Genomic DNA, 23069 nt, shown 5'->3' with positions numbered 1-23069 from the left:
GGGTCGAGACATGACGCCTCCCGCCCTCAGCCTCTCGCCCGCTCCTTCCTCCTCCGCCGACGTCCTCGTGCTCGCGGCGCGCTCCGGCGCGGACGGCGTCACCGTGCTGTCGGGCTCGGCTCCGGACGGGCTGGGCGACGAGCTCGCGGCGGTGGGCTTCGGCGGCGGCAGGGACGAGCTGGTCCGCCTCCCCGGCGCCGCGGGCGGTCCGGGCCTCGCCGTGGTCGGCCTCCCGGAGCCGGCGGACGAGGACGCACTGCGCTACGCGGCCGGCACCGCCATCCGCCAGCTCGCCGGCGTCGGCCACGTTGCGCTCGACCTTCCCGCCGAAGACGACGCCCGGGTCGGCGCCGTGCTGGAGGGCGCGGCGCTCGGCGCGTACGCGTTCACCGAGTACCGCTCCGCGAGCCGCGCGGGCGTCAAGGCGCCGGTCGAGACCATCGAGGTCGTCGGCGCGTCGGCGGACGGCGATGCGCTCGTCGCGCGCGCGGCCGCCGTGTCCGGCGCCGCCGCGCTGGTCAAGGACCTGGTCAACACTCCCCCGATCGACCTCTACCCCGCCTCGTTCGCCTCCCGCGTCGAGGAGGCCGTCGAGGGGCTGCCCGTCACGGTCGAGGTCTGGGACGAGCGCCGGCTCGAGGCCGAGGGCTTCGGCGGCATCCTCGGCGTCGGTCAGGGTTCCGTGCGCCCGCCGCGGCTGGTGAAGGTGGACTACGCGCCGGCCGGCGCCGCGAGGCACCTCGCGCTGGTCGGCAAGGGCATCACCTTCGACTCCGGCGGCCTCTCGCTCAAGCCGGCCTCCGGCATGGTCGGCATGAAGTACGACATGACCGGTGCGGCCACGGTGCTCGCCGTCGCCCTCGCCGCCGCCCGACTCGACCTCCCGGTGCGCGTGACCGCGTGGCTGTGCCTCGCGGAGAACATGCCCTCCGGCTCCGCCATCCGCCCGAACGACGTGCTGCGCATGCGCGGCGGCCGCACCGTGGAAGTGCTCAACACCGACGCGGAGGGCCGGCTCGTACTCGCGGACGGCCTCGTCGCCGCCGGGGAGGAGCACCCGGACGCGATCGTGGACGTCGCCACGCTGACCGGCGCCGCGATGGTCGCGCTCGGCACCCGCTACGCCGCGGTCATGGGCTCCGACGACCTGGTCGGCGACGTCCTCGCCGCCGCGAAGGCGTCCGGCGAGCTGCTCTGGCCGATGCCGCTCGCGAGCGAGCTCCGCGCCACCATCAACTCCGACGTCGCCGACATCGCCAACGCCAACCCGGGGGTGACGGCGGGCGGCATGCTGCTGGCGGGGGTGTTCCTCCAGGAGTTCATCGGCCGCACCGGCGACGAGGACGACGCGCCGCGGATCCCGTGGGCCCACCTCGACATCGCCGGCCCGGCGAAGGGACCGTCCGCACCGTACGGCTTCACCGGCAAGGGCCCGTCCGCCGTCAGCGTACGAGCGCTCATCCGTTTGGCCGAGGACTTTTCCCAGAGGTAGTAGGGTCGTATGGGCAGGAAAATCCTGCCCATGCAACGCCTGCCCCACGTCATCCCCGGGGCAGGATCGTGTCACGAATCCTGATGCGCGAGGAGTAGCTGGGTGTCTGAGCAGAACTTTGACATTGTGGTGCTCGGCGGTGGGAGTGGAGGCTACGCAGCAGCGCTGCGTGCGGCCGAGCTCGGTTTCACCGTCGGCATGATCGAGAAGGACAAGGTCGGCGGCACCTGCCTGCACCGCGGCTGTATCCCGACCAAGGCGCTGCTGCACGCGGCCGAGGTCGCGGACTACTCGCGGGAGTCGGCCAAGTACGGCATCATCACCCAGCTCCAGGGCGTCGACATGAACGGTGTCACCGAGTACCGCCGGAGCATCATCGCCAAGAAGTACAAGGGCCTCCAGGGCCTGGTGAAGGCCCGCGGCATCACCGTCATCGAGGGCGAGGGCAAGCTGACCTCCCCGACGACGGTGCAGGTCGGCGACGACACCATCACCGGTAAGAACGTCATCCTCGCCACCGGCTCCTACTCGCGCAGCCTCCCCGGCCTCGAGATCGGCGGCCGCGTGATCACCAGCGAGCAGGCCCTCGAGCTCGACTTCGTCCCCAAGAAGGTCGCGGTCCTCGGCGGCGGCGTCATCGGCGTCGAGTTCGCCAGCGTCTGGAAGTCCTTCGGCGCCGACGTCACCATCATCGAGGCCCTCCCGCACCTCGTCCCCAACGAGGACGAGACCATCAGCAAGTCGCTGGAGCGCGCCTTCCGTCGCCGCGGCATCGACTACCGCCTCGGCGTCCGCTTCTCCGGCGTCACCCAGAACGAGAACGGCGTCGTCGTCTCGCTCGAGGACGGCAGCACGGTCGACGCCGAGCTGCTGCTCGTCGCGGTCGGCCGCGGCCCGCTCACGGCCGGCATGGGCTACGACGAGGTCGGCGTCACGCTCGACCGCGGCTTCGTCATCACCGACGAGCGCCTGCAGACCAACATCCCGGGCGTCTACGCGGTCGGCGACATCGTCCCCGGCCTGCAGCTCGCGCACCGCGGCTTCCAGCAGGGCATCTTCGTCGCCGAGGAGATCGCGGGCCTGAACCCGATCGTCGTCCCCGACGTGAACATCCCCAAGGTCACGTACTGCGACCCCGAGGTCGCCTCGATCGGCCTCAGCGAGGCCAAGGCGGCGGAGCAGTACGGCGCTGACGCGATCACGAGCTACGACTACAGCCTGGCCGGCAACGGCAAGAGCGAGATCATCGGCACCAGCGGCACCGTCAAGGTCGTCCGCGTCAACGACGGCCCGGTCGTCGGCGTGCACATGATCGGCGCGCGCGTGGGCGAGCTCATCAGCGAGGCACAGCTCGTCGTCAACTGGGAGGCCTACCCGGAGGACATCGCGCCCTTCGTTCACGCGCACCCGACGCAGAGCGAGTCCCTCGGCGAGGCCTTCCTGTACCTCGCTGGCAAGCCGCTGCACACCCTCTAAACGCGTCCGCCGCGCGAGCGGCTGCAATAAGCTACTGAACGATCAGGTTTTGAAGGAGAAAAGCTCATGAGCGAATCCGTCAGCCTCCCGGCACTCGGCGAGAGTGTCACGGAAGGCACGGTCACCCGCTGGCTGAAGAACGTTGGCGACCGTGTCGAGGTGGACGAGCCCTTGCTCGAAGTCTCGACCGACAAGGTCGACACCGAGATCCCCTCGCCCGTCGCGGGCGTCGTCGAGGCGATCCTGGTGCAGGAGGACGAGACTGTCGAGGTGGGCACTGCGCTCGTGACGATCGGCGACGGCTCCGGTGCGGGCGAGGCTCCGGCCGCCGCGCCGGAGGCGGAGGCCGCGCCGGCAGAGGCCGCGCCGGCTCCGGCCGCTGAGCCTGCGCCGGCCGCTCCGGCCCAGGAGGCTCCGGGCCAGGAGGCTCCGGCCCAGGAGGCTCCGGCCCAGGAGGCTCCGGCCCCCGCCGCCGAGGCAGCTCCTGCCGCACCCGTCCAGGAAGCTCCTGCCGCCGCTCCCGCCCCCGCTGCAGAACCGGCCCCGGCTGCTCCCGCACAGGAGGCCGCTGCTCCGGCTCCGGCCGCTGCCGCCCCGGCTCCCGCCGCTGCGCCTGCTCCGGCCGCCGCCCCTGCTCCGGCCGCCGCCCCGGCTCCCGCCGCTGCGCCTGCTCCGGCCGCCGAGGCTCCCGCCACGTCGGGCGGCGCTCACGCCGGCCCGTCGGGCTACGTGACTCCGATCGTCCGCAAGCTCGCCAACGAGCACGGCGTCGACCTGGCGAACGTGACCGGCACCGGCGTCGGCGGACGCATCCGCAAGGAGGACATCCTCGCGGCCGCCGCTCCGGCCGCTGCCGCCGCGGCTCCGGCCGCAGCGCCCGTGGTCGAGGTCTCCCCGCTCCGCGGCACCACGCAGCAGATGTCGCGCCTCCGCAAGGTCGTGGCCGAGCGCGCCGTCGTCTCGATGCAGTCGACCGCCCAGCTCACGACGGTGGTCGAGGTCGACGTGACCAAGGTCGCCGCGCTGCGCGACAAGGTGAAGGGCGACTTCCTCGCCAAGACCGGCACGAAGCTCTCCTTCCTGCCGTTCTTCGCCCTCGCGGCCGCCGAAGCGCTGAAGGCCTACCCGGTCATCAACGCCACGGTCGACGGCGACAGCATCGTCTACCCGGACCACGAGAACATCTCGATCGCGGTCGACACCGAGCGCGGCCTGCTGACCCCGGTCATCCGCAACGCGTCGGACCTCGACATCGCCGGCCTCGCCGGTGAGATCGCGGACCTCGCCCAGCGCACGCGCGACAACCACCTCAAGCCGGACGAGCTCGCCGGCGGCACGTTCACGCTGACCAACACGGGTTCGCGCGGCGCGCTGTTCGACACGCCCCTCGTGTTCCTCCCGCAGGTCGCGATCCTGGGCACGGGCATCGTCACCAAGAAGCCGGTCGTGATCACGGCCGACGGCACGGACTCCATCGCGATCCGCTCCACGGTGTACCTCGCCCTCTCGTACGACCACCGGATCGTGGACGGCGCCGACGCCGCCCGCTTCCTCGTCGCGGTGAAGAACCGCCTCGAGGGCGGCGCGTTCGAGGGCAGCCTCGGCATCTGAACGCCTGACGGACGGCCCGGCTCCCTGTGGAGCCGGGCCGTTCTGCGTTTCCGGGCTGTTCTGCGTTTCCGGGCCGCTTCGCGCGTCCGGGCGGTGGACCCCCAGGGCCCGCACGACGCGACCGTCAGCTCGCGCCGTCCTGCCCGGGCACGACCATCAGCAGCACTGTGACGGCCACCAGCGGCGAACACGCGACGGCGACCAGTTTCGGTCGGGCGACGATCCAGCCGCGCGCCACGGCCAGCCCGCGTGCGACAGGACGATCGCCCATCAGGTCCAGCGCCCGCTCCAGGACACCGAGGACATCGTGCCCGCGTGTCGCTGTGCCGCCCCCGCGACGGCGACCGGCAGCGAGAACGCCGTCTGCATCGGGGTCGCCGCGCGCGTGAGTGCCCACCGCATCCGGAGCGCCGCTCACCACCGCGCGCACGGCAGTCGGGTCGGCAGCCCGCAGGACTCCCGCGACCACGTCCCCCCAGCTCCGGTGCCGCCGGTCGGTGGCCGCCGCGAGGACGGCGTCGCCCCGCTCGTCGGTGACGGCCTCGCACAGCGTGCCGGCGAGCTCCGCGAAGGCGGCGACGTCCTCCGCCATCGTCTGCTGATCGAGCTCCCGCAGCCGGTCGATCGCCGTCATCACCGGGCAGCCGTCGTCCCGGAGGGCGATGTCCTCCGGTCCGAGCCCGACTCCGCCGAGCCGCGCCTCGTGCAGGTCCGAGAGTCCACGCGCCACCGCCGCGAGCACCGTGACGGCCTCGCCTGCGGTCAGGCCGCGGTCCGCGGTGATCAGGTCGTCGACAGAGCCGCCCGACGGGTGCTCCCGCAGCCGGACGACGACTCTGCTCCGGCGGCCTCGCCGATCGTCCGGCGGCGAAAGCGACCGCGGCAGGTGCGACGACGCGACACGGCCCCACGCCATCCCGACCTGCGTGGCCACTGTCAGCACGGCTCGCCCTCGCAGCTCACCTCCCGCGACGACGAGCGACACCGCGTCCCGCACGGCCGCAGCATCGCGCGCTGCCGTCCGTCCGCTCGGCACCCCGTCCTCCACGCCCCTCGCGTCCCCCGGCCCCCACCGCTCGACCACCACCCACCCTTCCGCCGCCACGATCCACGCCGCGCGCTTTGCCGCATCCACCGGTCTCCGTCTCCGCGCCATGCCCCCAGTAGACGCCACATGCCGCCGCCGCACGGCTGCCGTCCGAACATCCGTGGAGAACTCGTTTCCATCCCGAACCTGTGCAGGACTCCAGTGCATCTGCCCGCGGTGACCATTTTCTGTACTCAGTCCATTTAGGATGCCTGTATGACGATCTTCGATGTCACCGGCCTCCGCGGACAACGCGTCCCTTACGACGACGGCCTCCGCCAGCAGCGCACGACCCACGCCGACGTGGCCGCGGGGCGGACGCCCGACACGGTCCTTCTGCTCGAACACGCCGCGGTCTTCACCGCGGGCAAGCGCACCTCCCCCGACGAACGCCCCACCGACGGCACCCCCGTCATCGACGTGGATCGCGGCGGCAAGATCACCTGGCACGGGCCGGGCCAGCTCGTCGGCTACCCGATCCTCCGGCTGGCCGAGCCGATCGACGTCGTGGGCTACGTCCGCTGGCTCGAGGGCGTCCTCATCGAGGTGCTCGCGGAGCTCGGCGTGCCGGGCGAGCGTGTGGAGGGCCGCTCCGGTGTGTGGCTGCCCGGGCACGGCACGACGCCCGACGGGCTCCCGGCGGACGAGAAGATCGCCGCCATCGGCATCCGCGTCGCCGAAGGCGTCACGATGCACGGCTTCGCCCTCAACTGCTCCAACAGCCTCGATCCGTACGAGAAGATCGTCGCGTGCGGCATCCGCGACGCCGGGGTGACCACCATCTCCCGCGTCCTGGGCCGCACCGTCACTCCACAGGACGTCGCTCCGCTCATCCAGGCCGCGCTCGACCGCGCGCTGGCCGACGCCGCCACCAGCCCGGTCGCCGCAGCGCGCGCGGCGACGGCGACCGCCCCGACCGCGACGGAGGTCGCCGCATGACCGCCGAGCCCCAGACCGCCGAGCCCCAGACTGCCGAGACCCAGACCGCAGAAACCCCGGCCGCAGAAACCCCCGCCGCCGCGCCCCAGGGTCGCCGCATGCTCCGACTGGAGGTGCGCAACGCCCAGACGCCGATCGAACGCAAGCCCGCCTGGATCAAGACCAAGGCCAAGATGGGCCCCGAGTACCGCCAGCTCCAGAACCTGGTCAAGTCGGAGGAACTCCACACGGTCTGCCAGGAGGCCGGCTGCCCGAACATCTACGAGTGCTGGGAGGACCGCGAGGCGACCTTCCTGATCGGCGGCTCGCAGTGCACCCGCCGCTGCGACTTCTGCCAGATCGACACCGGCAAGCCGGCCGACTTCGACCGGGACGAGCCCCGGCGCGTCGGCGAGTCCGTCGCGAAGATGGGCCTGCGCTACTCGACCGTCACCGGCGTCGCCCGGGACGACCTCGAGGACGAGGGCTCCTGGCTCTACGCGGAGACGATCCGCGAGATCCACCGGCAGAGCCCCGGCACCGGCGTCGAGATCCTGGTGCCGGACTTCTCCGGCAACCCGGAATACCTCGGCGAAGTTTTCTCCGCCCGGCCGGAGGTGTTCGCGCACAACGTCGAGACCGTGCCGCGCATCTTCAAGCGCATCCGTCCGGCGTTCCGCTACGAGCGGTCGCTCGACGTGATCACGCAGGGCCGCGGTGCCGGGCTGATCACGAAGTCCAACCTCATCCTCGGGATGGGCGAGGAGCGCGAGGAGATCAGCCAGGCCCTCCGCGACCTCCACGACGCCGGCACCGACATCATCACGATCACGCAGTACCTCCGGCCGAGCCCGCGCCACCTCCCGGTCGCGCGCTGGGTGCACCCGGACGAGTTCGTCGAGCTCAAGCAGGAAGCCGAGGAGATCGGCTTCCTCGGTGTGCTCTCCGGCCCGCTGGTGCGCTCGTCGTACCGCGCGGGACGGCTGTGGGCGCAGTCGATGGCGGCCAAGGGACGCGAGGTCCCGGCCGAGCTGCAGCACCTCGCCGACGCGTCGGCGGGCTTCGCGCAGGCCGTCTCCTGACGCCTCCGCCCGCACCGACCCGGGAGGCCGCACCGCCGCCTGAGCGCGGCCTCCCGAACGGCGCTACGCCTGCCGTGAACAGGTCATCCGGGGGCCGGGCGAGCCGGTATCCTTATAGCTATGGCGCGTAAGGACAAGTCCACCAAGGAGCCCGGTCGGCTGAAGCAGATGTGGCAGGTCTTCCAGATGACCCGCCGCTACGACGACCGTGCGCTCCTGTACATCGTGGGCGCAGTCGTGCTGCCGATCCTCGCGGGCATTGCGATGGCGGTGTTCCTGTCGGACGGCAACGTGTTCACGATGGTCCTCTGGATCGTCGCGGGCGCCCTCGCCGGGGTGCTCCTCGGCCTCATCATCCTCGGCCGCCGCGCCGAGCGTGCCGCCTACTCGCAGATCGAGGGCCAGCCGGGCGCCGTCGGCGCGGTGCTGCGCAGCTCGCTCAAGCGGAGCTGGCGCGGCTCGGAGATGCCGATCGCCGTCAACGGCAAGACGCAGGACGCGGTCTACCGCGCCACCGGCCGCGGTGGCGTGGTGCTCATCAGCGAGGGCCCCAAGACCCGCACGCAGCGGATGGTCGACGAGGAGCGCCGCAAGATCAACCGCGTGCTGCCGAACGTGCCCGTGACCGTCATCTCGGTCGGACCGGACTCCGACTCCGTGGCGCTGCACAAGGTCCCGCGCACCCTGGCCAAGATCAAGCCGACCCTCACCAAGGCCGAGGTCATCGCGATCAGCAACCGTCTGGCCTCGCTGGAGAACGCGATGCCGATCCCGAAGGGCGTCGACCCGATGAAGGTGCGCGCGCAGCGGGCGCGCTGAGCCCACTCCGGCATCACGCCGTCGGGCCGCTCCCCGCGACTATCCGCGGATGAGGACGGTGCCCGCGACCTTGTCGTGGAAGCCGCGCTGATCCGAGTCCCACACCAGCGCCGGGATCACGACGCACAGCAGCACGGTGCGGACCACCGGGCGCCAGACGCCGACCCAGCCCCCGGCCACCGCGACCACGCGCATCCCGAAGATCCGGTGGCCGATGCTGCCGCCGATCGTCGGGATGAAGACGACCTGCATCAGCGCGAAGATGCCGATGTTCGCCCACGAGTCGTAGTGGAAGAACGCCAACGAGATCAGCGACGCGATCGCCCAGTCGACGACGATCGCGCCGAGCCGGCGGCCGAGCCTCCCGATCGACCGTGGGCCTGACTCCGGGAGACCGAGCCGCTCCCCCGGGTAACGGCTGGGAGCGAGGTCGCCGAAGCGGGAGGGCGGGGTGTTCTGCGGCACCCTTCGAGTTTACCGGGCGGGGCCGACCGCTCCCCCGGACTGACCGCGCGCAGGCAGCGCACCGCGTAACATGCCGGAAACATTTGCGTCACCGGAGGGAAACGGCCTCCCCCTAGCGTGTAACTTGGGCTGCACGCGCAGTCCGTCACCGCAAGCCATTGGGAGTCCTCCGTATGTTCCGTGATTCTTCCGAGGTGCTCAAGTACATCAAGGACACCGACGTCAAGTTCCTTGATATCCGCTTCACCGATCTGCCCGGTGTTCAGCAGCACTTCAACATCCCCGCAGCGACCGTCGACGAGGAGTTCTTCTCGGTCGGCCAGCTGTTCGACGGTTCCTCGATCCGCGGTTTCGCGTCGATCCACGAGTCGGACATGCAGCTGATCCCCGATGTCTCGACCGCGTACATCGACCCGTTCCGCGTCGAGCGCACGCTGATCATGGTCTTCGACATCTACAACCCCCGCAACGGCGAGATCTACGCGAAGGACCCGCGTCAGGTCGCCAAGAAGGCGGAGAAGTACCTCGCCTCCACGGGCATCGCGGACACCGCGTTCTTCGCCCCGGAGGCCGAGTTCTACATCTTCGACGACGTCCGCTACGAGGTGAAGCAGAACTCGAGCTTCTACGCGGTGGACTCCGAGGAGGGCGCGTGGAACTCGGGCCGCGTCGAAGAGGGCGGCAACCTCGGCAACAAGACCCCGTACAAGGGCGGCTACTTCCCGGTGAGCCCGGTCGACAAGCAGGCCGACCTGCGGGACGACATCTCGCTGAAGCTGATCGACGCCGGCCTCATCCTGGAGCGCGCGCACCACGAGGTGGGCACCGGCGGCCAGGCGGAGATCAACTACCGCTTCGACACGATGGTGCACGCGGCGGACGACATCCTGAAGTTCAAGTACATCGTCAAGAACACGGCCGAGCAGTGGGGCAAGACCGCCACGTTCATGCCGAAGCCGCTCTTCGGCGACAACGGCTCCGGCATGCACACCCACCAGTCGCTGTGGAACGACGGCAAGCCGCTGTTCTACGACGAGGCCGGCTACGGCGGCCTGTCCGACATCGCCCGCTGGTACATCGGCGGCCTGCTCAAGCACGCCCCGGCGGTGCTGGCCTTCACGAACCCGACGGTGAACTCGTTCCACCGCCTGGTCCCCGGATTCGAGGCCCCGGTCAACCTGGTCTACTCGGCCGGCAACCGCTCGGCCTCCATCCGCATCCCGATCACGGGCACCAACCCGAAGGCCAAGCGCATCGAGTTCCGCGCGCCGGACGCCTCGGGCAACCCGTACCTCGCGTTCGCCGCCCAGCTCATGGCGGGCCTCGACGGCATCAAGAACCGCATCGAGCCGCACGAGCCGGTCGACAAGGACCTCTACGAGCTCCCGCCGGAGGAGGCTCGCAACATCCCGCAGGTCCCGGCGTCGCTGGGCGAGGCGCTCGACGCACTCGAGGCCGACCACGACTTCCTCACCGCAGGCGGCGTGTTCACTCCGGAGCTCATCGAGACCTGGATCGAGTACAAGCGCGAGAAGGAGATCAAGCCCCTCGCGCAGCGCCCGCACCCGTTCGAGTACGAGCTGTACTACGGGGTGTGACCCGAAACCCGCGTGATCACGCGGATTTCACGACGTCGCGGACGCGCTAGTCCGCTCGAGTCCGCACGAGTCGCAGGCCGGTCGCGAAAGCGACCGGGACCGCGGCTCGTGCGGACTTTCGTGTGTGCGCCGGACGTGCGTCCGGTGCCGGCGGACGCGAGTTGCCACCCCGAATCGCCAGGGGCCCGTCGACATCGCAGCCTCCCGGCAGAGCTCGAAGAGTTCACTTCCGGAATCGTTGGACGATCGCCCTCATCTTCCAACGCGAGGGCCTTCGGCGCGCAGGTTCCTGAGTTCGCGTCGCCTCTGTGCGGACGAAGGTGATGTGGCCGCATCGACCACACACATCGACGTATTCGTGAACGGACAGCCCCGTCCCGAAGAACTGGTTTCGCTGGCGATCCAACGGGCCCCCGCAATCAGGGCACGGTTCGTGCGCGCTCTCCATACTCATGCCGTAGAACCCCCTCGCTCGCCGCCCCGATCAGCTTGCGATGATTGGAACTTCAATCTCGATTAAAGTACCAATCGCCTTGGCAGTCGATGGGGCGCCTGCCTCTCCGACGGGACAGAGTGAGGACCGGCCGCGTGCGCCCGTCGTGCCGCACGCTACGGTTGTCACGGGTGTCCGCATCGGAGCGGCGCGCAGAGGAGGGACCGCATGTCGCAGAGAGACCTGACCGAGGTGCTCGAGGAGGTCGGCCGATCCCTCTCGGGGCCGGCGTGGATGCGGCTGCGCAGCGATGACCGCGCCGAGTGGTTCGGGCACTTCGTCAGCGGGATCGCGCTCGCGGTCGGACTCCGGCCGATCGAGCACCTGGACTCCGGGGTGCGCGTCGACGACGCCGGCGTGTTCTCGGCGAAGGTCGTGGTGTTCACAGCGAAGACCATCGTGTTCGCCGACGCGACCGGGCGCAGCGCCGATCCCTACGATGTGGCGACGGTCGTCGTGGCGCGGCCCCGAGCCGGGCTCGCACAGCTCACGGTGGCGGACGCGAACTCAGCGTTCCGGCGGGACCTGTTCGACCCGTGGCCGGGCGATTTCACGGTGACGGCGGAATGGTCGTACGGCGCCAAGGTGACCTTCCCGTTGAGCCCGATCGAGACCGACGATCATCGGGCACGGTTCAGTGCGCTCTACGCGGCGCTGATCGACGCGCTGGGCGAATAGCCCCCTACTTCACGCAGGGCACTCCCCCGGACGGCAGCGGAGCCGTCGGGTCGGTGTACGTGCCATTCGGCCCTGGCGCCGGCGACGCGGTCGGCGACGCGGAAGGTGCGTGCGCCGTCTGCGTCGGCGGCGGCCCGGCCGGGCTCGTCGCGCCGGGGGTGGCGGTCGGCGTCGCGGTCGCCGTCGCGGGGTTCAGGAGCTGCTGCACCAACGCGTGGATCTGGTCCGGGTCGACGAGGTTGACGTCCTTGCCGTCCTTCACGCCGTAGCCCGTGATCGGCAGCGTCGTGAAGGTGATGTTGCCGCCCGCGAGGTGCTGCGCCTCCGACGCGAAGCTGAGGAGGTCGAAGCCCGAGTCGAGGGCGATGTTCTGCTTGGCCGCCGAGATCAGGGACTCCAGCGTCGCCGGGTTCGCGAAGGTGTCCGCCTTCTTCAGCTTCGTCGCGAGGGAGACGATGAACGCCTGCTGACGGCGCTCGCGGTCGAGGTCCGTGAAGTTCAGCGACGGGTTGTTCTCGTCCCGGCGCTGCCGCACGAAGCTGACCGCCTGGGACGCCGTCAACTGCTGGACGCCCGCCGTGAAGTCGGCGCCGGAGTACGGGTCCTTCGTGTCCTCCGCGATGCACACCGTGATCGGCTGGACGGCTTGCGCGACCTGGTAGAACGCGGCCATCGTGACCTCGATGAAGTGGTCGATCCGCACGCCGCCGAGGAAGTCGGACACGGTCTTGAGCTCGGTCTGGCGCGCGAACGTGCGCGCCTGCTGGTAGGCGTCGCTCTGGGCGACCCTCGACTTCATCAGCTCGGTGAGCTTCTGGTCGAGGGCGAGACCGTACGCCTCCTTGATCTTGGAGGAGGATACGCCGTCCGGGCTTCCGGACAGCGGCGCGTAGTCGTCGCGCGGGATCGAGATGCCGACGGCCTTCTTGCCGCCCGCGGGAATGTGGATCAGCATCAGCACGTTCGCGTTGTAGCCGCCGTCGCCCTGGTTTCCGGCGTGCAGGGCGTTGTACACATCGGTCGGCAGCGCGTTGCCGTTCTCGTCCAGCCTGCTGTCGAGGCCCATGACGAGGATGTTGCTCTCGGCGACGTCCTTCTTCTTCCCTGCGCCGGGGAGGGTGATGTTCGAGCGGTGCAGGCCGTTCGACAGGTCCACGTAGGAGTACGCGGCGAACGCTCCGACGGCGACCGCGACAGCGGCGACCGCCCCCGCAACCGAGAGCAGGACCCGCTTGGACAGGGAGGAGCGGCGACCCTGGGCGTGCGCGACGTTCCGGCGGACGGGCTCGGCGGCGCCGGGTTCGCCGGCCGGGAAGGCCGGATCGGGCTGGCGGGGCGGGGTCATGGTCGGGTCTCCTCGAGGATTCGGGGCAGCTCGGACGCGCGACGGCGGCGCTTCGGGAGGCGCCGCGGTTCGGGAGGCGCGGGCCGAGCGTGGTGCGGGCCTACCGATCGTCCCACCGAAATCCGCTGTGATCAGCGGACGCCCGATGAACTCCCAGAAACCGCGGGTGAGGCACAGAAGAAAACTGTCGCAGGTTGCCCACCTACTGTTCCCTCCCCGCGACCGCCGCACTAGATTCGGTGACGCCCGGGCCAACCCCGGCCCGCGCACGAAACGGAAGGACCCGAACATGGCCCGCTACCTCCTCCTCTACCGCGCCGACCCCGAGGCGATGGCCTCGATGCCGGAGCCCACTCCCGAGCAGGCCGAGCAGATGAACGCCGCGTGGAACGCTTGGGCCCAGCAGGTCGGCGCCGGTCTGATCGACTTCGGCGCGCCGACGGCCGCCGTCTCCGACGGCGCCGACCGCAGCGTCGGCGGCTACAGCCTCATCGAGGCCGACGGCGCGGACGCCGTCGAGGGCCTCCTCACCGGCCACCCGCACCGCGCGATGGGTGGGACGATCGACGTCTACGAGCTGACGCCCGTTCCAGGGATGTGACGACGGGCCGTCCTGGTCCGGGCGCCGCGTGCGGTGCGCGGGCCCGGATGGTGCGGGCGCTCGGCGTTGTCGTTCACCCCGTCGGCGTCGGTCGCTGCGGGACGCCGTAGAACGCGCGCTCGAACACGGCACGCGCACGCCGCGTCACCGCCAGGTAGTCCTCCTCCAGCCGGCTCGCCGAGCCGGGCGGGTACTCCAGGAGGCGGGCGACTCCCTCCAGGGCGACCCGGTCGGCCGGGAGGACGTCGGCGGTCTTGTTCGTCCAGAGCGTCATCGCCGAGCGCGCCCGGGAGGCCAGGAGCCAGGCCTCGCGGAGCTTGGCCGCGTCGTCCTCCGCCACCAGGTCGTGGTCGACCGCGACCGCGAGTGCGTCCAAGGTCGAGGTCGTGCGCAGCGCAGGGATCGCCGCGGCGTGCTGGAGCTGGATGAGCTGGACGAACCACTCGACGTCACTGAGCGAACCGCGGCCGAGCTTCAGATGACGGGCCGGGTCGGCGCCCTGCGGGAGGCGCTCGTTCTCCACTCGGGCTTTGATGCGCTTGACCTCGCGGACCTCCTGCTCGCCGATCGCGGCCGGGTAGCGGACCTCGTCGGCCACCGTCTCGAAGTCCGCGAGCAGCGCCGCGTCGCCCGCGACGCCGCGGGCGCGCAGCAGCGCCTGGGCCTCCCAGGTGAGCGACCAGCGCTTGTAGTAGGCGCGGTAGGCCTCCAGCGAGCGGACCGGCGGCCCGTTCTTGCCCTCGGGGCGCAGGCCGATGTCGAGGTCGAGCGGGAGGCGGTTGTCCTCGCTCAGCCGGTTGAGGTCGGCGACGATCGCGAGGGCTGACTTGTGCGCGGCGTCCGGTTCGCCGGCGAGCGGGCGGAAGACGTACATCACGTCGAGATCCGAACCGAACCCCAGCTCCCGGCCGCCGAAACGGCCCATGCCGATGATCGCGAACTCCAGGTCGGCCGCGTCGCCGCGTTCGGCGCGGATCGCGGACAGCACGCCCTCGATCACGTTCTCGTTGACGGCGGTCAGCCCGCGGGCCAACTCCTCGATCGTTGCGAAGCCGAGGATGGCCGAGAACGCCAGGCGAAGCACCTCGCGGCGGCGCACGGCGCGCAGCGACGCGGCGGCGGTCGCGGCGGACTGGTGCCGCCCGAGGATGGCGGCGGTCTCCTCGCGCAGCACCTCGGCCGACCGCGGGCGCAGCTCCTCCTCCGACTCCAGCCACGCGACCGACTCCGGGATGCGGCCCAGCAACTCCCCGGCGAACCGCGACCCGGACAGCACCCGGGTCAGCCGCTCGGCGGCGCCGGTGGAGTCGCGCAGCATCTTCAGGTACCAGTGCGTCGTACCGAGGTCCTCGCTGAGCCGGCGGAAGGTCAGGAGGCCGTAGTCGGGGTCCGCTCCGGCGGCGAACCACTGCAGCAGCACCGGCAGCAGGTGGCGCTGGATGGTCGCCCGCCGTGAGACGCCTGCCGTGAGCGCGGCGATGTGCGCGAGCGCGCCGCGCGGGTCGCGGAAGCCGATCGCCGCGAGGCGCGCCTCGGCCTGCTCGCTGGTGAGCCCGGCTCCCCCGGCCAGCCCGGTGTCGTCGGTGGGCATGGCGGCGACGGCACTGAGCAGCGGGCGGTAGAACAACCGCTCGTGGAGGCCGCGCACGCGGTGCTTGATCGCGTTCCAGCGCACCAGGAGCTGCTCGGCGCTCGGCGCGAGGCCGGTCGCGCGGGCGAGGACCCGCACGTCGCCCTCGTCGCGCGGCATGAGGTGGGTGCGGCTGAGGTGCCGCAGCTGGAGGCGGTGCTCCATCAAGCGGAGCGTGCGGTAGTCCTGCGAGAAGGCGGCGGCCTCGTCCCGGCCGATGTAGCCCTGCGCGGCGAGCGCGGCCAGGGCGGAGAGGGTGTCGCGCTGGCGCACGCGCTCGTCGGTCTGCCCGTGGACGAGCTGGAGGAGCTGCACGGTGAACTCGACGTCGCGCAGGCCGCCCGGCCCGAGCTTCAGTTGATAGTGCGTCTCGTCGTCGGGGATGTTGTCGGTGACGCGCTCGCGCATCCGTTGCACGGACTCCACGAAGTTCTCGCGGGAGGCGCTGCTCCACACTTTCGGCGCGAGCGCGGCGACGTAGCGCTCGCCCAGCTCGAGGTCGCCTGCGAGCGGGCGCGCCTTGAGCAGCGCCTGGAACTCCCAGCCCTTCGCCCAGCGGTCGTAGTACGCGATGTGCGATTCCAGGGTGCGCACGAGCGCGCCGTCCTTGCCCTCCGGCCGCAGGTTGGGGTCGACCTCCCAGAGGCCCGGCTCGATCGCGGGCTCGTGGATTCCGCGCTGCGTCAGCATCGCCAGCCGCGTGGCGATGTCGACGGCACGGCCGGAGCTGAGCCCGGCCTCCTCGTCGCCCTCGGTGACGTAGATGACGTCGACGTCGCTGACGTAGTTGAGCTCGCGGGCACCGGCCTTGCCCATGCCGATCACGGCGAAGCGCGTCGCGCGCACTTCGGTCTCGGGGAAGCGACCGGGGCCGGTGCCGATGGTCTGCCGGCGGGCCACGGCGAGGGAGGCCTCCAGCGCAGCGGCGGCCAGGTCGGAGAGGGCCGCGGCGACGGCGCCGAGACCGGCGACCGGGTCCTCCTGCTCGAGGTCGAAGCTGGCGATCTGCACGAGCCGGCGGCGGTAGCGGACCCGGAGGGCGATCCGCGCGGCGTCGTCCTCGACCGCGGCGACACCGTCCACCGCTCCCACCGCGTCGAGCAGGTCGGCGCGGAGCTCGGCAGCGGTCGGGAGCGCCGTGACGGGGTAATCGAGCGCACTCAGCTCGGCCGGCTGCCGCAGGAAGAACTCCGCGGCACCCTCGGACGCCCCGATCACCCGGAAGACCCGGCGCGCGTCGTTCCGCGACGGCACGTAGCGCGCCGTCTGCACCGGCGCGTGCCGCAGCAGCCGCAGGGCCAGCGCGAGGGCGGTGTCGGGATCGGCCGCCGCCGACAGCGCCGGCAGGAGTTCGTCCACGTCGAAGCCGGTCAGCTCGACGAGCTCGTCCAGCTCGCCGCGGACGGAGCTCAGCCCCACGAAACCGGCGCGAGCCAGCGTCGTGAGGGAGAGCTGCTCGCGGGTCACGACTCGGTCAGAGGATCTCGAGGTTCGACCGCAGCTCGAACGGCGTGACCTGGGCGCGGTACTCCGCCCACTCGCGGCGCTTGTTCAGCAGCACATAGTTGAAGACCGACTCGCCGAGCGTCTCGGCGACGAGCTCGGAGTCCTCCATCAGCGCGATCGCGTGGTCCAGGCTGGCCGGGAGCTGGCTGTACCCGAGTGCCCGACGCTCGGCGTCGGACAGCGCCCAGACGTTGTCCTCGGCCTCCGGCGGCAGCTCGTACTGACCCTCGATGCCCTTGAGACCGGCGGCGAGCATCAGCGAGAACGCCAGGTACGGGTTCGCGGCGGAGTCGATGGCGCGGTATTCGACGCGCGAACTCTGGCCTTTGTTCGGCTTGTAGAGCGGCACGCGCACGAGCGCGGAGCGGTTGTTGTGGCCCCAGCAGACGAAGCTGGGCGCCTCGTCGCCGCCCCACAAGCGCTTGTAGGAGTTGACGAACTGGTTCGTGACGGCCGTGATCTCCGGCGCGTGCTTGAGCAGGCCGGCGATGAACTGCCGCCCGGTCTTGGAGAGCTGGTACTGCGCGCCGGCCTCGAAGAACGCATTGGTGTCGCCCTCGAAGAGCGACATGTGCGTGTGCATGCCGGAGCCCGGGTGACCCGAGAGCGGCTTCGGCATGAAGGTCGCGTAGACGCCCTGCTCGATCGCCACCTCCTTGATGACCGTGCGGAACGTCATGATGTTGTCCGCCGTGGTCAGCGCGTCGGCGTAGCGGAGGTCGATCTCGTTCTGGCCGGGGCCGGCCTCGTGGTGGCTGAACTCCACCGAGATGCCGAGGTCCTCCAGCATCCGCACCGAGCGGCGGCGGAAGTCGTGCGCCGTGCCGCCGGGGACGTTGTCGAAGTAGCCGGCCGAGTCCACGGGCTCCGGGCCCTCGTCGCCGAAGGTGGAGGACTTGAGCAGGTAGAACTCGATCTCCGGGTGGGTGTAGAAGGTGAAACCGCGGTCGGCCGCCTTCTCGAGCGTGCGCTTGAGCACGTTGCGCGGGTCGGACACCGAGGGCTGGCCGTCGGGCGTCGTGATGTCGCAGAACATGCGGGCGGTCGGGTCGATCTCCCCGCGCCACGGCAGAATCTGGAACGTGGTGGGGTCCGGATGCGCCAGCAGGTCCGATTCGAACGCGCGGGTCAGGCCCTCGATGGCGGAGCCGTCGAAGCCCAGGCCCTCGCTGAACGCGCCCTCCACCTCGGCGGGGGCGATCGCGACGGATTTGAGCGTGCCGACCACGTCGGTGAACCACAGCCTCACGAACTTGACGCCGCGCTCCTCGATGGTGCGAAGAACGAAGTCGCGCTGCTTGTCCATCCTGCCCCTTTCGTCGGCCACTCCAGACTAGTGGCTCCGCGGGCCGAAACCCGCCGGATGACCGCCGGTGCCGCGTCACTAGACTGGGGCGCATGAGCGAGCAGTCTCCTGTGCCCTCCGTCCACCCCGCCACCTCGTCGATGGAGTCGCTGAAGCGGGTGCGGACGCGCCACTTCCAGTCGGCGAAGGAGGCGGGCGAGCCGTTCACCGGACTGACCAGCTACGATATGCTGACGGCCCAGATCTTCGACGAGGCGGGGATCGACTTCCTGCTGGTCGGCGACTCGGCCGGCAACAACGTCCTCGGCTACGACACCACCCTCCCGGTCACCGTGGACGACCTCATCCCCCTGACCCGCGCGGTCGCGAAGGCGGTCAAGCGCGCGTTCGTCGTCGCGGACATGCCGTTCGGCTCGTACGAGACCGGGCCGCAGGAGGCGCTGCACACCGCGGTGCGCTTCATGAAGGAGACCGGGGCGCACGCGGTCAAACTGGAGGGCGGGCAGCGCAGCGCCAAGCAGATCCGCCGCATCGTCGACGCCGGCATCCCGGTGATGGCGCACATCGGCTTCACCCCGCAGAGCGAGCACGGGCTCGGCGGCCACCTCGTGCAGGGCCGCGGCGAGGGCGCGGAGCAGATCCTCGCCGACGCGCACGCCGTCGAGCAGGCCGGGGCGTTCGCGGTGGTCATGGAGATGGTGCCGGCAGACGTGGCCCAGCGGGTGACGCAGGAGCTGCGCATCCCGACGATCGGCGTCGGCGCGGGCCCGCACGTCGACGGCCAGCTTCTGGTCTGGACGGACTGGGCCGGGTTCACGACGGGCCGCATCCCCCGCTTCGTCAAGCAGTACGCCGACCTGAAGGGCGTGCTGTCGGAGGCCGCCCGCACCTACAAGTCGGAGGTCCAGTCCGGAGTCTTCCCCGCCCCCGAGCACAGCTTCTAGCAACCGGCCGTCGCTTCCTCACTTTCTCGCGCGACACGCCGCGTCCAGGCGGGAGAAAGTGAGGAAGCGATGGCTGCTCAGCGGTCGTTGTCGGCGTCCTCCTCGGCCCACTTGGCGCTGTTCTCGCGGAGCTTCTCGAGCGCGTGCTCGGCCTCGGCGCGGGTGTCGAAGGGGCCGACGCGGTCGGGCGCGGGCGAGAGGAAGCCCTGCTCGACCTCGCCGGTCTTCATGTTGTACCAGTACTTGTGCTCGGCATCCTGCTGGATCCCGTAGTCGTTCTCGCCGGTCATAAGCTTGATCCTATGCCCAAGGATTCCGCCGGTCACCTGGTCCCGGGACGTGTCACCGCGATGCGTTCCGTCCCGTCGCGCATCCCGCGGCCGGAGTACGTCGGCAAGCCGGGCCCGACGCTCTCGGACCGCGGTGACGTCTACTCGCCGGCGGAGATCGAGCTGATCCGGGAGTCCGGCCGGATCGCCGCGCGGGCCATCGAGCGGGTCGGCGAGGCGGTGCGCCCCGGGATCACCACCGAGGAGCTGGACGCGATCGGCCACGAGTTCCTGATCGAGCACGACGCCTACCCGTCGACGCTCGGCTACCGCGGCTATCCCAAGTCGATCTGCAGCTCGGTCAACGAGGTGGTCTGCCACGGGATCCCGGACGACACCGTGCTCGCGGACGGCGACATCGTCAACATCGACATCACCGCCTACAAGAACGGGTTCCACGGCGACAGCAACCAGACGTTCATCGTCGGGAGCGCGTCGCAGGAGGTCGCGCTGCTCGTGGAACGGACCAGGGAGGCGCTGAACCGCGGTATCAAGGCCGTGGCGCCCGGCCGCGAGGTCAACGTGATCGGCCGCGCCATCGAGTCGTACGCCAAGCGCTTCGGCTACGGAGTGGTGCGCGACTTCACCGGGCACGGCGTCGGCGAGACCTTCCACTCCGGGCTGATCATCCCGCACTACGACGCCGCCCCCGCCTTCGACGACGTGATGGAGGTCGGCATGGTCTTCACGATCGAGCCGATGCTCACCCTCGGCACGAGCGAGTGGGACATGTGGGCGGACGACTGGACCGTGGTCACGCGCGACCGCAGCATCACGGCGCAGTTCGAGCACACGCTCGTGGTCACGGAGCGCGGCGCGGAGATCCTGACGCTGCCGTGAGCGGCGCACTGCGGTGCGGCGGCGCAGCGGGGTAGATTCGAGTCCATGAGCGCGCAGAACCACGCAATCGGCATCGACGTCGGCGGAACCGGGATCAAGGGGGCGCTGGTCGATCTCGACAGCGGTGAACTGGTCAGCGACCGCATCAAGCTCCCCACTCCCGAGGGCGGCAAGCCGGACGACATCATCGAGACCACGACCGAGATCGTGAAGAGGCTGGCCTCCGAGGAGGCCGACGCGCCCGTCGGCGTGTGCTTCCCCGCGATCGTCAGCCACGGCGTCACACTGTCGGCGGCCAACGTGTCCAAGAAGTGGATCGGGCTGCACGCCGAGGAGCTGTTCGAGAAGGCGCTGGACCGCTCCATCCACTTCGTCAACGACGCGGACGCGGCCGGCTACGCCGAGACGCGCTTCGGCGCGGCGAAGGGCAAGGACGGCCTGGTCATCATGACCACGCTCGGCACCGGCATCGGCTCGGCGCTCATCTACGACGGCGTGCTGATCCCGAACGCGGAACTCGGGCACCTGGAGATCGAGGGCCACGACGCCGAGTCGCGGGCGGCCTACTCGGCCAAGGAGCGTGAGGACCTCTCCTGGGAGAAGTGGGCGAAGCGGCTGCAGAAGTACTATTCGACCCTGGAGTTCCTGTTCACGCCGGACCTCTTCATCGTCGGAGGCGGCGTCTCGAAGAACTACGAGGACTTCCTGCCGCTGTTGGAGCTCAACACCGAGATCGTCCCTGCGGTGCACCGCAACAACGCGGGCATCCTCGGAGCGGCGGCTCTCGCCGTCCGCAACGAGCGCCGCGACGCCGGCGCGCGCGGCCGTGCGGCGGAGGTGGGGATCTCGCCGGACAAGTAGGTCGCTGACGCCGGTCCCGTCAGCGATCCGCATGGATCGACCGCAGGCCCGTTAGAGAACCGTGAGGACCGTCGCGCGCGTCCTCGCCCGGGTGTGGACTCTCTCTCGCCCCCGGCCACCTGGCCGGGGTGTCCCGATGGATGGAGAGAGTCGTGCTTGACCTCGTCTACCTTCTCGCCGTCGCGGCGCTGGCGTTCGTCGTCGCGCTCGTCGGCCGGGGGGTCGAGAAACTGTGATCGTCATCACTCTGATCGCCGCGCTGCTCGGCATCGCGGCGATCGGCTACCTGGTCGTCGCCCTGGTCAAGCCGGAGCGGTTCTGACATGGGGACGTTCTGGCTGTTCGTCGCGCAGCTCGCGACGCTCGTCCTTCTCCTCGCCGTCGCCTACCGCCCGCTCGGCGACTACATGGCCCGGGTCTTCACGACCGACAGGGACCTCGCCGTCGAGCGCGGCGTCTACCGGCTGATCGGCATCGACCCGCGGTCGGAGCAGTCCTGGCCGGGCTACCTCCGCGGCGTGCTCGCGTTCTCCGTGGTCGGCATCCTGATCGTCTACGGGCTCCAGCGGCTGCAGCAGTTCCTCCCGTACAGCCTCGGCTTCCCCGCCGTCCCGGAGGGCACGGCGTTCAACACCGCCATCTCGTTCGTGACCAACACGAACTGGCAGTCGTACTCCCCCGACGTCACCCTCGGCTACACGGTGCAGTTCGCCGCGCTCGCGGTGCAGAACTTCGTGTCCGCCGCGGTCGGCATCGCCGTGGCGATCGCTCTGGTCCGCGGGTTCGCGGCCCGGCGGAGCGGTGGAACATTCACCCAGGCGGGGATCGGCAACTTCTGGGTGGACCTCATCCGCGGCACCGGCCGCGTCCTCCTGCCGCTCGCCCTGGTCTCGGCCGTCGTGCTCATCGCCGGCGGCGTCATCCAGAACGTCGGCGGCTTCGACACCGTCCACACGCTCGCGGGCGCGACGCAGTCCATTCCGGGCGGCCCGGTGGCCTCCCAGGAGGCGATCAAGCTGCTCGGGACGAACGGCGGCGGCTTCTTCAACGTCAACTCGGCGCACCCGTTCGAGAACCCGACCGCGTGGACGAATCTGGTCGAGATCTTCCTTCTACTCGTCATCCCGTTCTCCCTCCCCCGCACGTTCGGCACGATGGTCGGCGACAAGCGCCAGGGCTACGCGATCCTGGCGACGATGGGCTCCCTCTTCCTGGTCTCGCTGGTCGCCATGACGCTCTTCGAGCTCGGTGGGTCGATGGAGGGCAAGGAGACCGTCTTCGGCATCCTCGGCTCGACCCTCTTCAACACCGCGTCGACCACCACTTCGACCGGCGCGGTGAACTCGATGCTCGACAGCTTCACGCCGCTCGGCGGCATGATGGCGATGATCAACATGATGCTCGGCGAGACGGTGCCCGGCGGCGTGGGCTCCGGTCTGTACGGCATCCTCGTCATCGCGGTCATCGCGGTCTTCCTGGCCGGCCTGATGGTCGGCCGGACGCCGGAGTACCTGGGCAAGAAGCTGGGGCCGCGCGAGATCAAGCTGGCCAGCCTCTACATCCTGACCACCCCGGCGATCGTGCTGCTGGGCACCGGGCTCGGCTTCGCGATCCCGGCGATCCGCGCCGACGTCGAGAAGACCTCCATCCTCAACCCGGGGCTGCACGGCTTCAGCGAGGTGCTCTACGCGTTCACCTCGGCGGGCAACAACAACGGTTCGGCGTTCGCCGGGCTCACGGCGGCAACGCCCTGGTTCAACACGGCGCTCGGCGTCGCGATGTTCCTCGGCCGCTTCGTGCCGATCGTCTTCGTGCTCGCCCTGGCCGGCTCGCTCGCCGCCCAGAACAAGGTCCCCGCGACCGCGGGCACCCTCCCCACGCACCGCCCGCAGTTCGTCGGGCTGATGGCCGGCACCATCCTGCTGGTCTCCGCGCTCACCTACTTCCCCGTTCTCGCGCTGGGTCCCCTGGCGGAAGGGCTGCACTGA

General features: G+C 70.5%; 20 protein-coding genes. 14 read left to right on the top strand and 6 right to left on the bottom strand.

Going from position 1 to position 23069, the window contains the following annotated elements; translation table 11 throughout:
* Positions 1-10: 10 nt before the first annotated feature.
* The 3 genes from ACR5MH_RS02435 (at position 11) to sucB (ending at position 4579) form a co-directional block, all read left to right on the top strand.
* Complete coding sequence (locus tag ACR5MH_RS02435) at positions 11-1492, top strand: leucyl aminopeptidase (RefSeq protein ID WP_431350116.1); 1482 nt, start codon at positions 11-13, stop codon at positions 1490-1492.
* A gap of 102 nt (positions 1493-1594) precedes the next feature.
* Positions 1595-2968, top strand: a complete 1374-nt coding sequence (gene lpdA, locus ACR5MH_RS02430) for a dihydrolipoyl dehydrogenase (RefSeq protein ID WP_431350117.1) — start codon at positions 1595-1597, stop codon at positions 2966-2968.
* A gap of 66 nt (positions 2969-3034) precedes the next feature.
* Positions 3035-4579 carry a 2-oxoglutarate dehydrogenase, E2 component, dihydrolipoamide succinyltransferase gene (sucB, locus tag ACR5MH_RS02425; protein WP_433862242.1) on the top strand — a complete coding sequence of 515 codons (1545 nt, stop codon included), beginning with the start codon at positions 3035-3037 and terminating at the stop codon, positions 4577-4579.
* A gap of 124 nt (positions 4580-4703) precedes the next feature.
* On the opposite strand, the gene ACR5MH_RS02420 is transcribed toward sucB, so the two are convergent.
* Positions 4704-5714, bottom strand: coding sequence for a hypothetical protein (locus tag ACR5MH_RS02420; RefSeq protein WP_431350118.1), 1011 nt, complete (start codon positions 5712-5714; stop codon positions 4704-4706).
* Between the two features lie 168 nt (positions 5715-5882).
* Between ACR5MH_RS02420 and lipB the strand changes: the two genes are divergently transcribed.
* From lipB to ACR5MH_RS02405, 3 genes are all read left to right on the top strand, one after another.
* On the top strand, positions 5883-6605 hold the full coding sequence (lipB, locus tag ACR5MH_RS02415) for a lipoyl(octanoyl) transferase LipB (protein ID WP_431350119.1): 723 nt from the start codon (positions 5883-5885) through the stop codon (positions 6603-6605).
* A gap of 98 nt (positions 6606-6703) precedes the next feature.
* A complete protein-coding gene (gene lipA / locus ACR5MH_RS02410) occupies positions 6704-7666 on the top strand; it encodes a lipoyl synthase (protein WP_431350157.1) in 963 nt (320 codons plus the stop codon).
* A 120-nt stretch (positions 7667-7786) separates the two neighbouring features.
* On the top strand, positions 7787-8485 hold the full coding sequence (locus ACR5MH_RS02405) for a DUF4191 domain-containing protein (protein ID WP_431350120.1): 699 nt from the start codon (positions 7787-7789) through the stop codon (positions 8483-8485).
* Positions 8486-8524: 39 nt separating this feature from the next.
* Here the strand turns inward: ACR5MH_RS02405 and ACR5MH_RS02400 are convergent, their stop codons facing one another.
* Positions 8525-8950 carry an RDD family protein gene (locus ACR5MH_RS02400; RefSeq protein ID WP_431350121.1) on the bottom strand — a complete coding sequence of 142 codons (426 nt, stop codon included), beginning with the start codon at positions 8948-8950 and terminating at the stop codon, positions 8525-8527.
* Between the two features lie 173 nt (positions 8951-9123).
* Between ACR5MH_RS02400 and glnA (ACR5MH_RS02395) the strand changes: the two genes are divergently transcribed.
* On the top strand, positions 9124-10548 hold the full coding sequence (gene glnA, locus ACR5MH_RS02395) for a type I glutamate--ammonia ligase (protein ID WP_431350122.1): 1425 nt from the start codon (positions 9124-9126) through the stop codon (positions 10546-10548).
* A 661-nt stretch (positions 10549-11209) separates the two neighbouring features.
* On the top strand, positions 11210-11719 hold the full coding sequence (locus ACR5MH_RS02390; RefSeq protein WP_431350123.1) for a hypothetical protein: 510 nt from the start codon (positions 11210-11212) through the stop codon (positions 11717-11719).
* 4 nt (positions 11720-11723) lie between these two features.
* Here ACR5MH_RS02390 and ACR5MH_RS02385 read toward each other — a convergent pair whose 3' ends face one another.
* Positions 11724-13064, bottom strand: coding sequence for an LCP family protein (locus ACR5MH_RS02385; protein WP_433862241.1), 1341 nt, complete (start codon positions 13062-13064; stop codon positions 11724-11726).
* Between the two features lie 289 nt (positions 13065-13353).
* Between ACR5MH_RS02385 and ACR5MH_RS02380 the strand changes: the two genes are divergently transcribed.
* Positions 13354-13665, top strand: coding sequence for a hypothetical protein (locus tag ACR5MH_RS02380; RefSeq protein ID WP_431350125.1), 312 nt, complete (start codon positions 13354-13356; stop codon positions 13663-13665).
* A 73-nt stretch (positions 13666-13738) separates the two neighbouring features.
* Here the strand turns inward: ACR5MH_RS02380 and ACR5MH_RS02375 are convergent, their stop codons facing one another.
* Together ACR5MH_RS02375 and glnA (ACR5MH_RS02370) are read right to left on the bottom strand one after the other, a co-directional pair.
* Positions 13739-16762, bottom strand: a complete 3024-nt coding sequence (locus tag ACR5MH_RS02375; RefSeq protein WP_431350126.1) for a bifunctional [glutamine synthetase] adenylyltransferase/[glutamine synthetase]-adenylyl-L-tyrosine phosphorylase — start codon at positions 16760-16762, stop codon at positions 13739-13741.
* A 7-nt stretch (positions 16763-16769) separates the two neighbouring features.
* Positions 16770-18107: a type I glutamate--ammonia ligase gene (glnA, locus tag ACR5MH_RS02370; protein ID WP_431350127.1), complete on the bottom strand. Its 1338-nt coding sequence runs from the start codon at positions 18105-18107 to the stop codon at positions 16770-16772.
* Between the two features lie 92 nt (positions 18108-18199).
* Here glnA (ACR5MH_RS02370) and panB point away from each other — a divergent pair, with 92 nt between their 5' ends.
* Positions 18200-19051, top strand: a complete 852-nt coding sequence (panB, locus tag ACR5MH_RS02365; RefSeq protein ID WP_431350128.1) for a 3-methyl-2-oxobutanoate hydroxymethyltransferase — start codon at positions 18200-18202, stop codon at positions 19049-19051.
* A 77-nt stretch (positions 19052-19128) separates the two neighbouring features.
* Here panB and ACR5MH_RS02360 read toward each other — a convergent pair whose 3' ends face one another.
* Entirely contained in the window at positions 19129-19341 is a 213-nt protein-coding gene (locus ACR5MH_RS02360) for an SPOR domain-containing protein (protein WP_431350129.1), read from the bottom strand.
* Positions 19342-19353: 12 nt separating this feature from the next.
* On the opposite strand from ACR5MH_RS02360, the gene map reads away from it, so the two are divergent.
* From map to kdpA, 4 genes are all read left to right on the top strand, one after another.
* Complete coding sequence (gene map / locus ACR5MH_RS02355; protein ID WP_431350130.1) at positions 19354-20220, top strand: type I methionyl aminopeptidase; 867 nt, start codon at positions 19354-19356, stop codon at positions 20218-20220.
* A 45-nt stretch (positions 20221-20265) separates the two neighbouring features.
* Positions 20266-21081 carry a polyphosphate--glucose phosphotransferase gene (ppgK, locus tag ACR5MH_RS02350; protein WP_431350131.1) on the top strand — a complete coding sequence of 272 codons (816 nt, stop codon included), beginning with the start codon at positions 20266-20268 and terminating at the stop codon, positions 21079-21081.
* A gap of 232 nt (positions 21082-21313) precedes the next feature.
* On the top strand, positions 21314-21403 hold the full coding sequence (locus ACR5MH_RS02345; RefSeq protein ID WP_295126006.1) for a potassium-transporting ATPase subunit F: 90 nt from the start codon (positions 21314-21316) through the stop codon (positions 21401-21403).
* 1 nt (position 21404) lies between these two features.
* Positions 21405-23069, top strand: a complete 1665-nt coding sequence (gene kdpA, locus ACR5MH_RS02340) for a potassium-transporting ATPase subunit KdpA (RefSeq protein ID WP_431350132.1) — start codon at positions 21405-21407, stop codon at positions 23067-23069.

The sequence above is a fragment of the Streptomyces sp. L7 genome (genome assembly GCF_050990935.1).
Lineage (GTDB): Bacteria > Actinomycetota > Actinomycetes > Actinomycetales > Microbacteriaceae > Leifsonia.
This window is presented reverse-complemented; position numbering and strand designations above follow the sequence as displayed.

Coding starts and splice junctions, on each gene's coding strand:
- lipA (WP_431350157.1), top strand. CDS start 6,704: ATGCTCCGACTGGAGGTGCGCAACGCCCAGACGCCGATCGAACGCAAG.
- ppgK (WP_431350131.1), top strand. CDS start 20,266: ATGAGCGCGCAGAACCACGCAATCGGCATCGACGTCGGCGGAACCGGG.
- lipB (WP_431350119.1), top strand. CDS start 5,883: ATGACGATCTTCGATGTCACCGGCCTCCGCGGACAACGCGTCCCTTAC.
- ACR5MH_RS02360 (WP_431350129.1), bottom strand. CDS start 19,341: ATGACCGGCGAGAACGACTACGGGATCCAGCAGGATGCCGAGCACAAG.
- map (WP_431350130.1), top strand. CDS start 19,354: ATGCCCAAGGATTCCGCCGGTCACCTGGTCCCGGGACGTGTCACCGCG.
- sucB (WP_433862242.1), top strand. CDS start 3,035: ATGAGCGAATCCGTCAGCCTCCCGGCACTCGGCGAGAGTGTCACGGAA.
- ACR5MH_RS02385 (WP_433862241.1), bottom strand. CDS start 13,064: ATGACCCCGCCCCGCCAGCCCGATCCGGCCTTCCCGGCCGGCGAACCC.
- glnA (WP_431350122.1), top strand. CDS start 9,124: ATGTTCCGTGATTCTTCCGAGGTGCTCAAGTACATCAAGGACACCGAC.
- ACR5MH_RS02380 (WP_431350125.1), top strand. CDS start 13,354: ATGGCCCGCTACCTCCTCCTCTACCGCGCCGACCCCGAGGCGATGGCC.
- ACR5MH_RS02435 (WP_431350116.1), top strand. CDS start 11: ATGACGCCTCCCGCCCTCAGCCTCTCGCCCGCTCCTTCCTCCTCCGCC.
- panB (WP_431350128.1), top strand. CDS start 18,200: ATGAGCGAGCAGTCTCCTGTGCCCTCCGTCCACCCCGCCACCTCGTCG.
- kdpA (WP_431350132.1), top strand. CDS start 21,405: ATGGGGACGTTCTGGCTGTTCGTCGCGCAGCTCGCGACGCTCGTCCTT.
- glnA (WP_431350127.1), bottom strand. CDS start 18,107: ATGGACAAGCAGCGCGACTTCGTTCTTCGCACCATCGAGGAGCGCGGC.
- ACR5MH_RS02405 (WP_431350120.1), top strand. CDS start 7,787: ATGGCGCGTAAGGACAAGTCCACCAAGGAGCCCGGTCGGCTGAAGCAG.
- ACR5MH_RS02390 (WP_431350123.1), top strand. CDS start 11,210: ATGTCGCAGAGAGACCTGACCGAGGTGCTCGAGGAGGTCGGCCGATCC.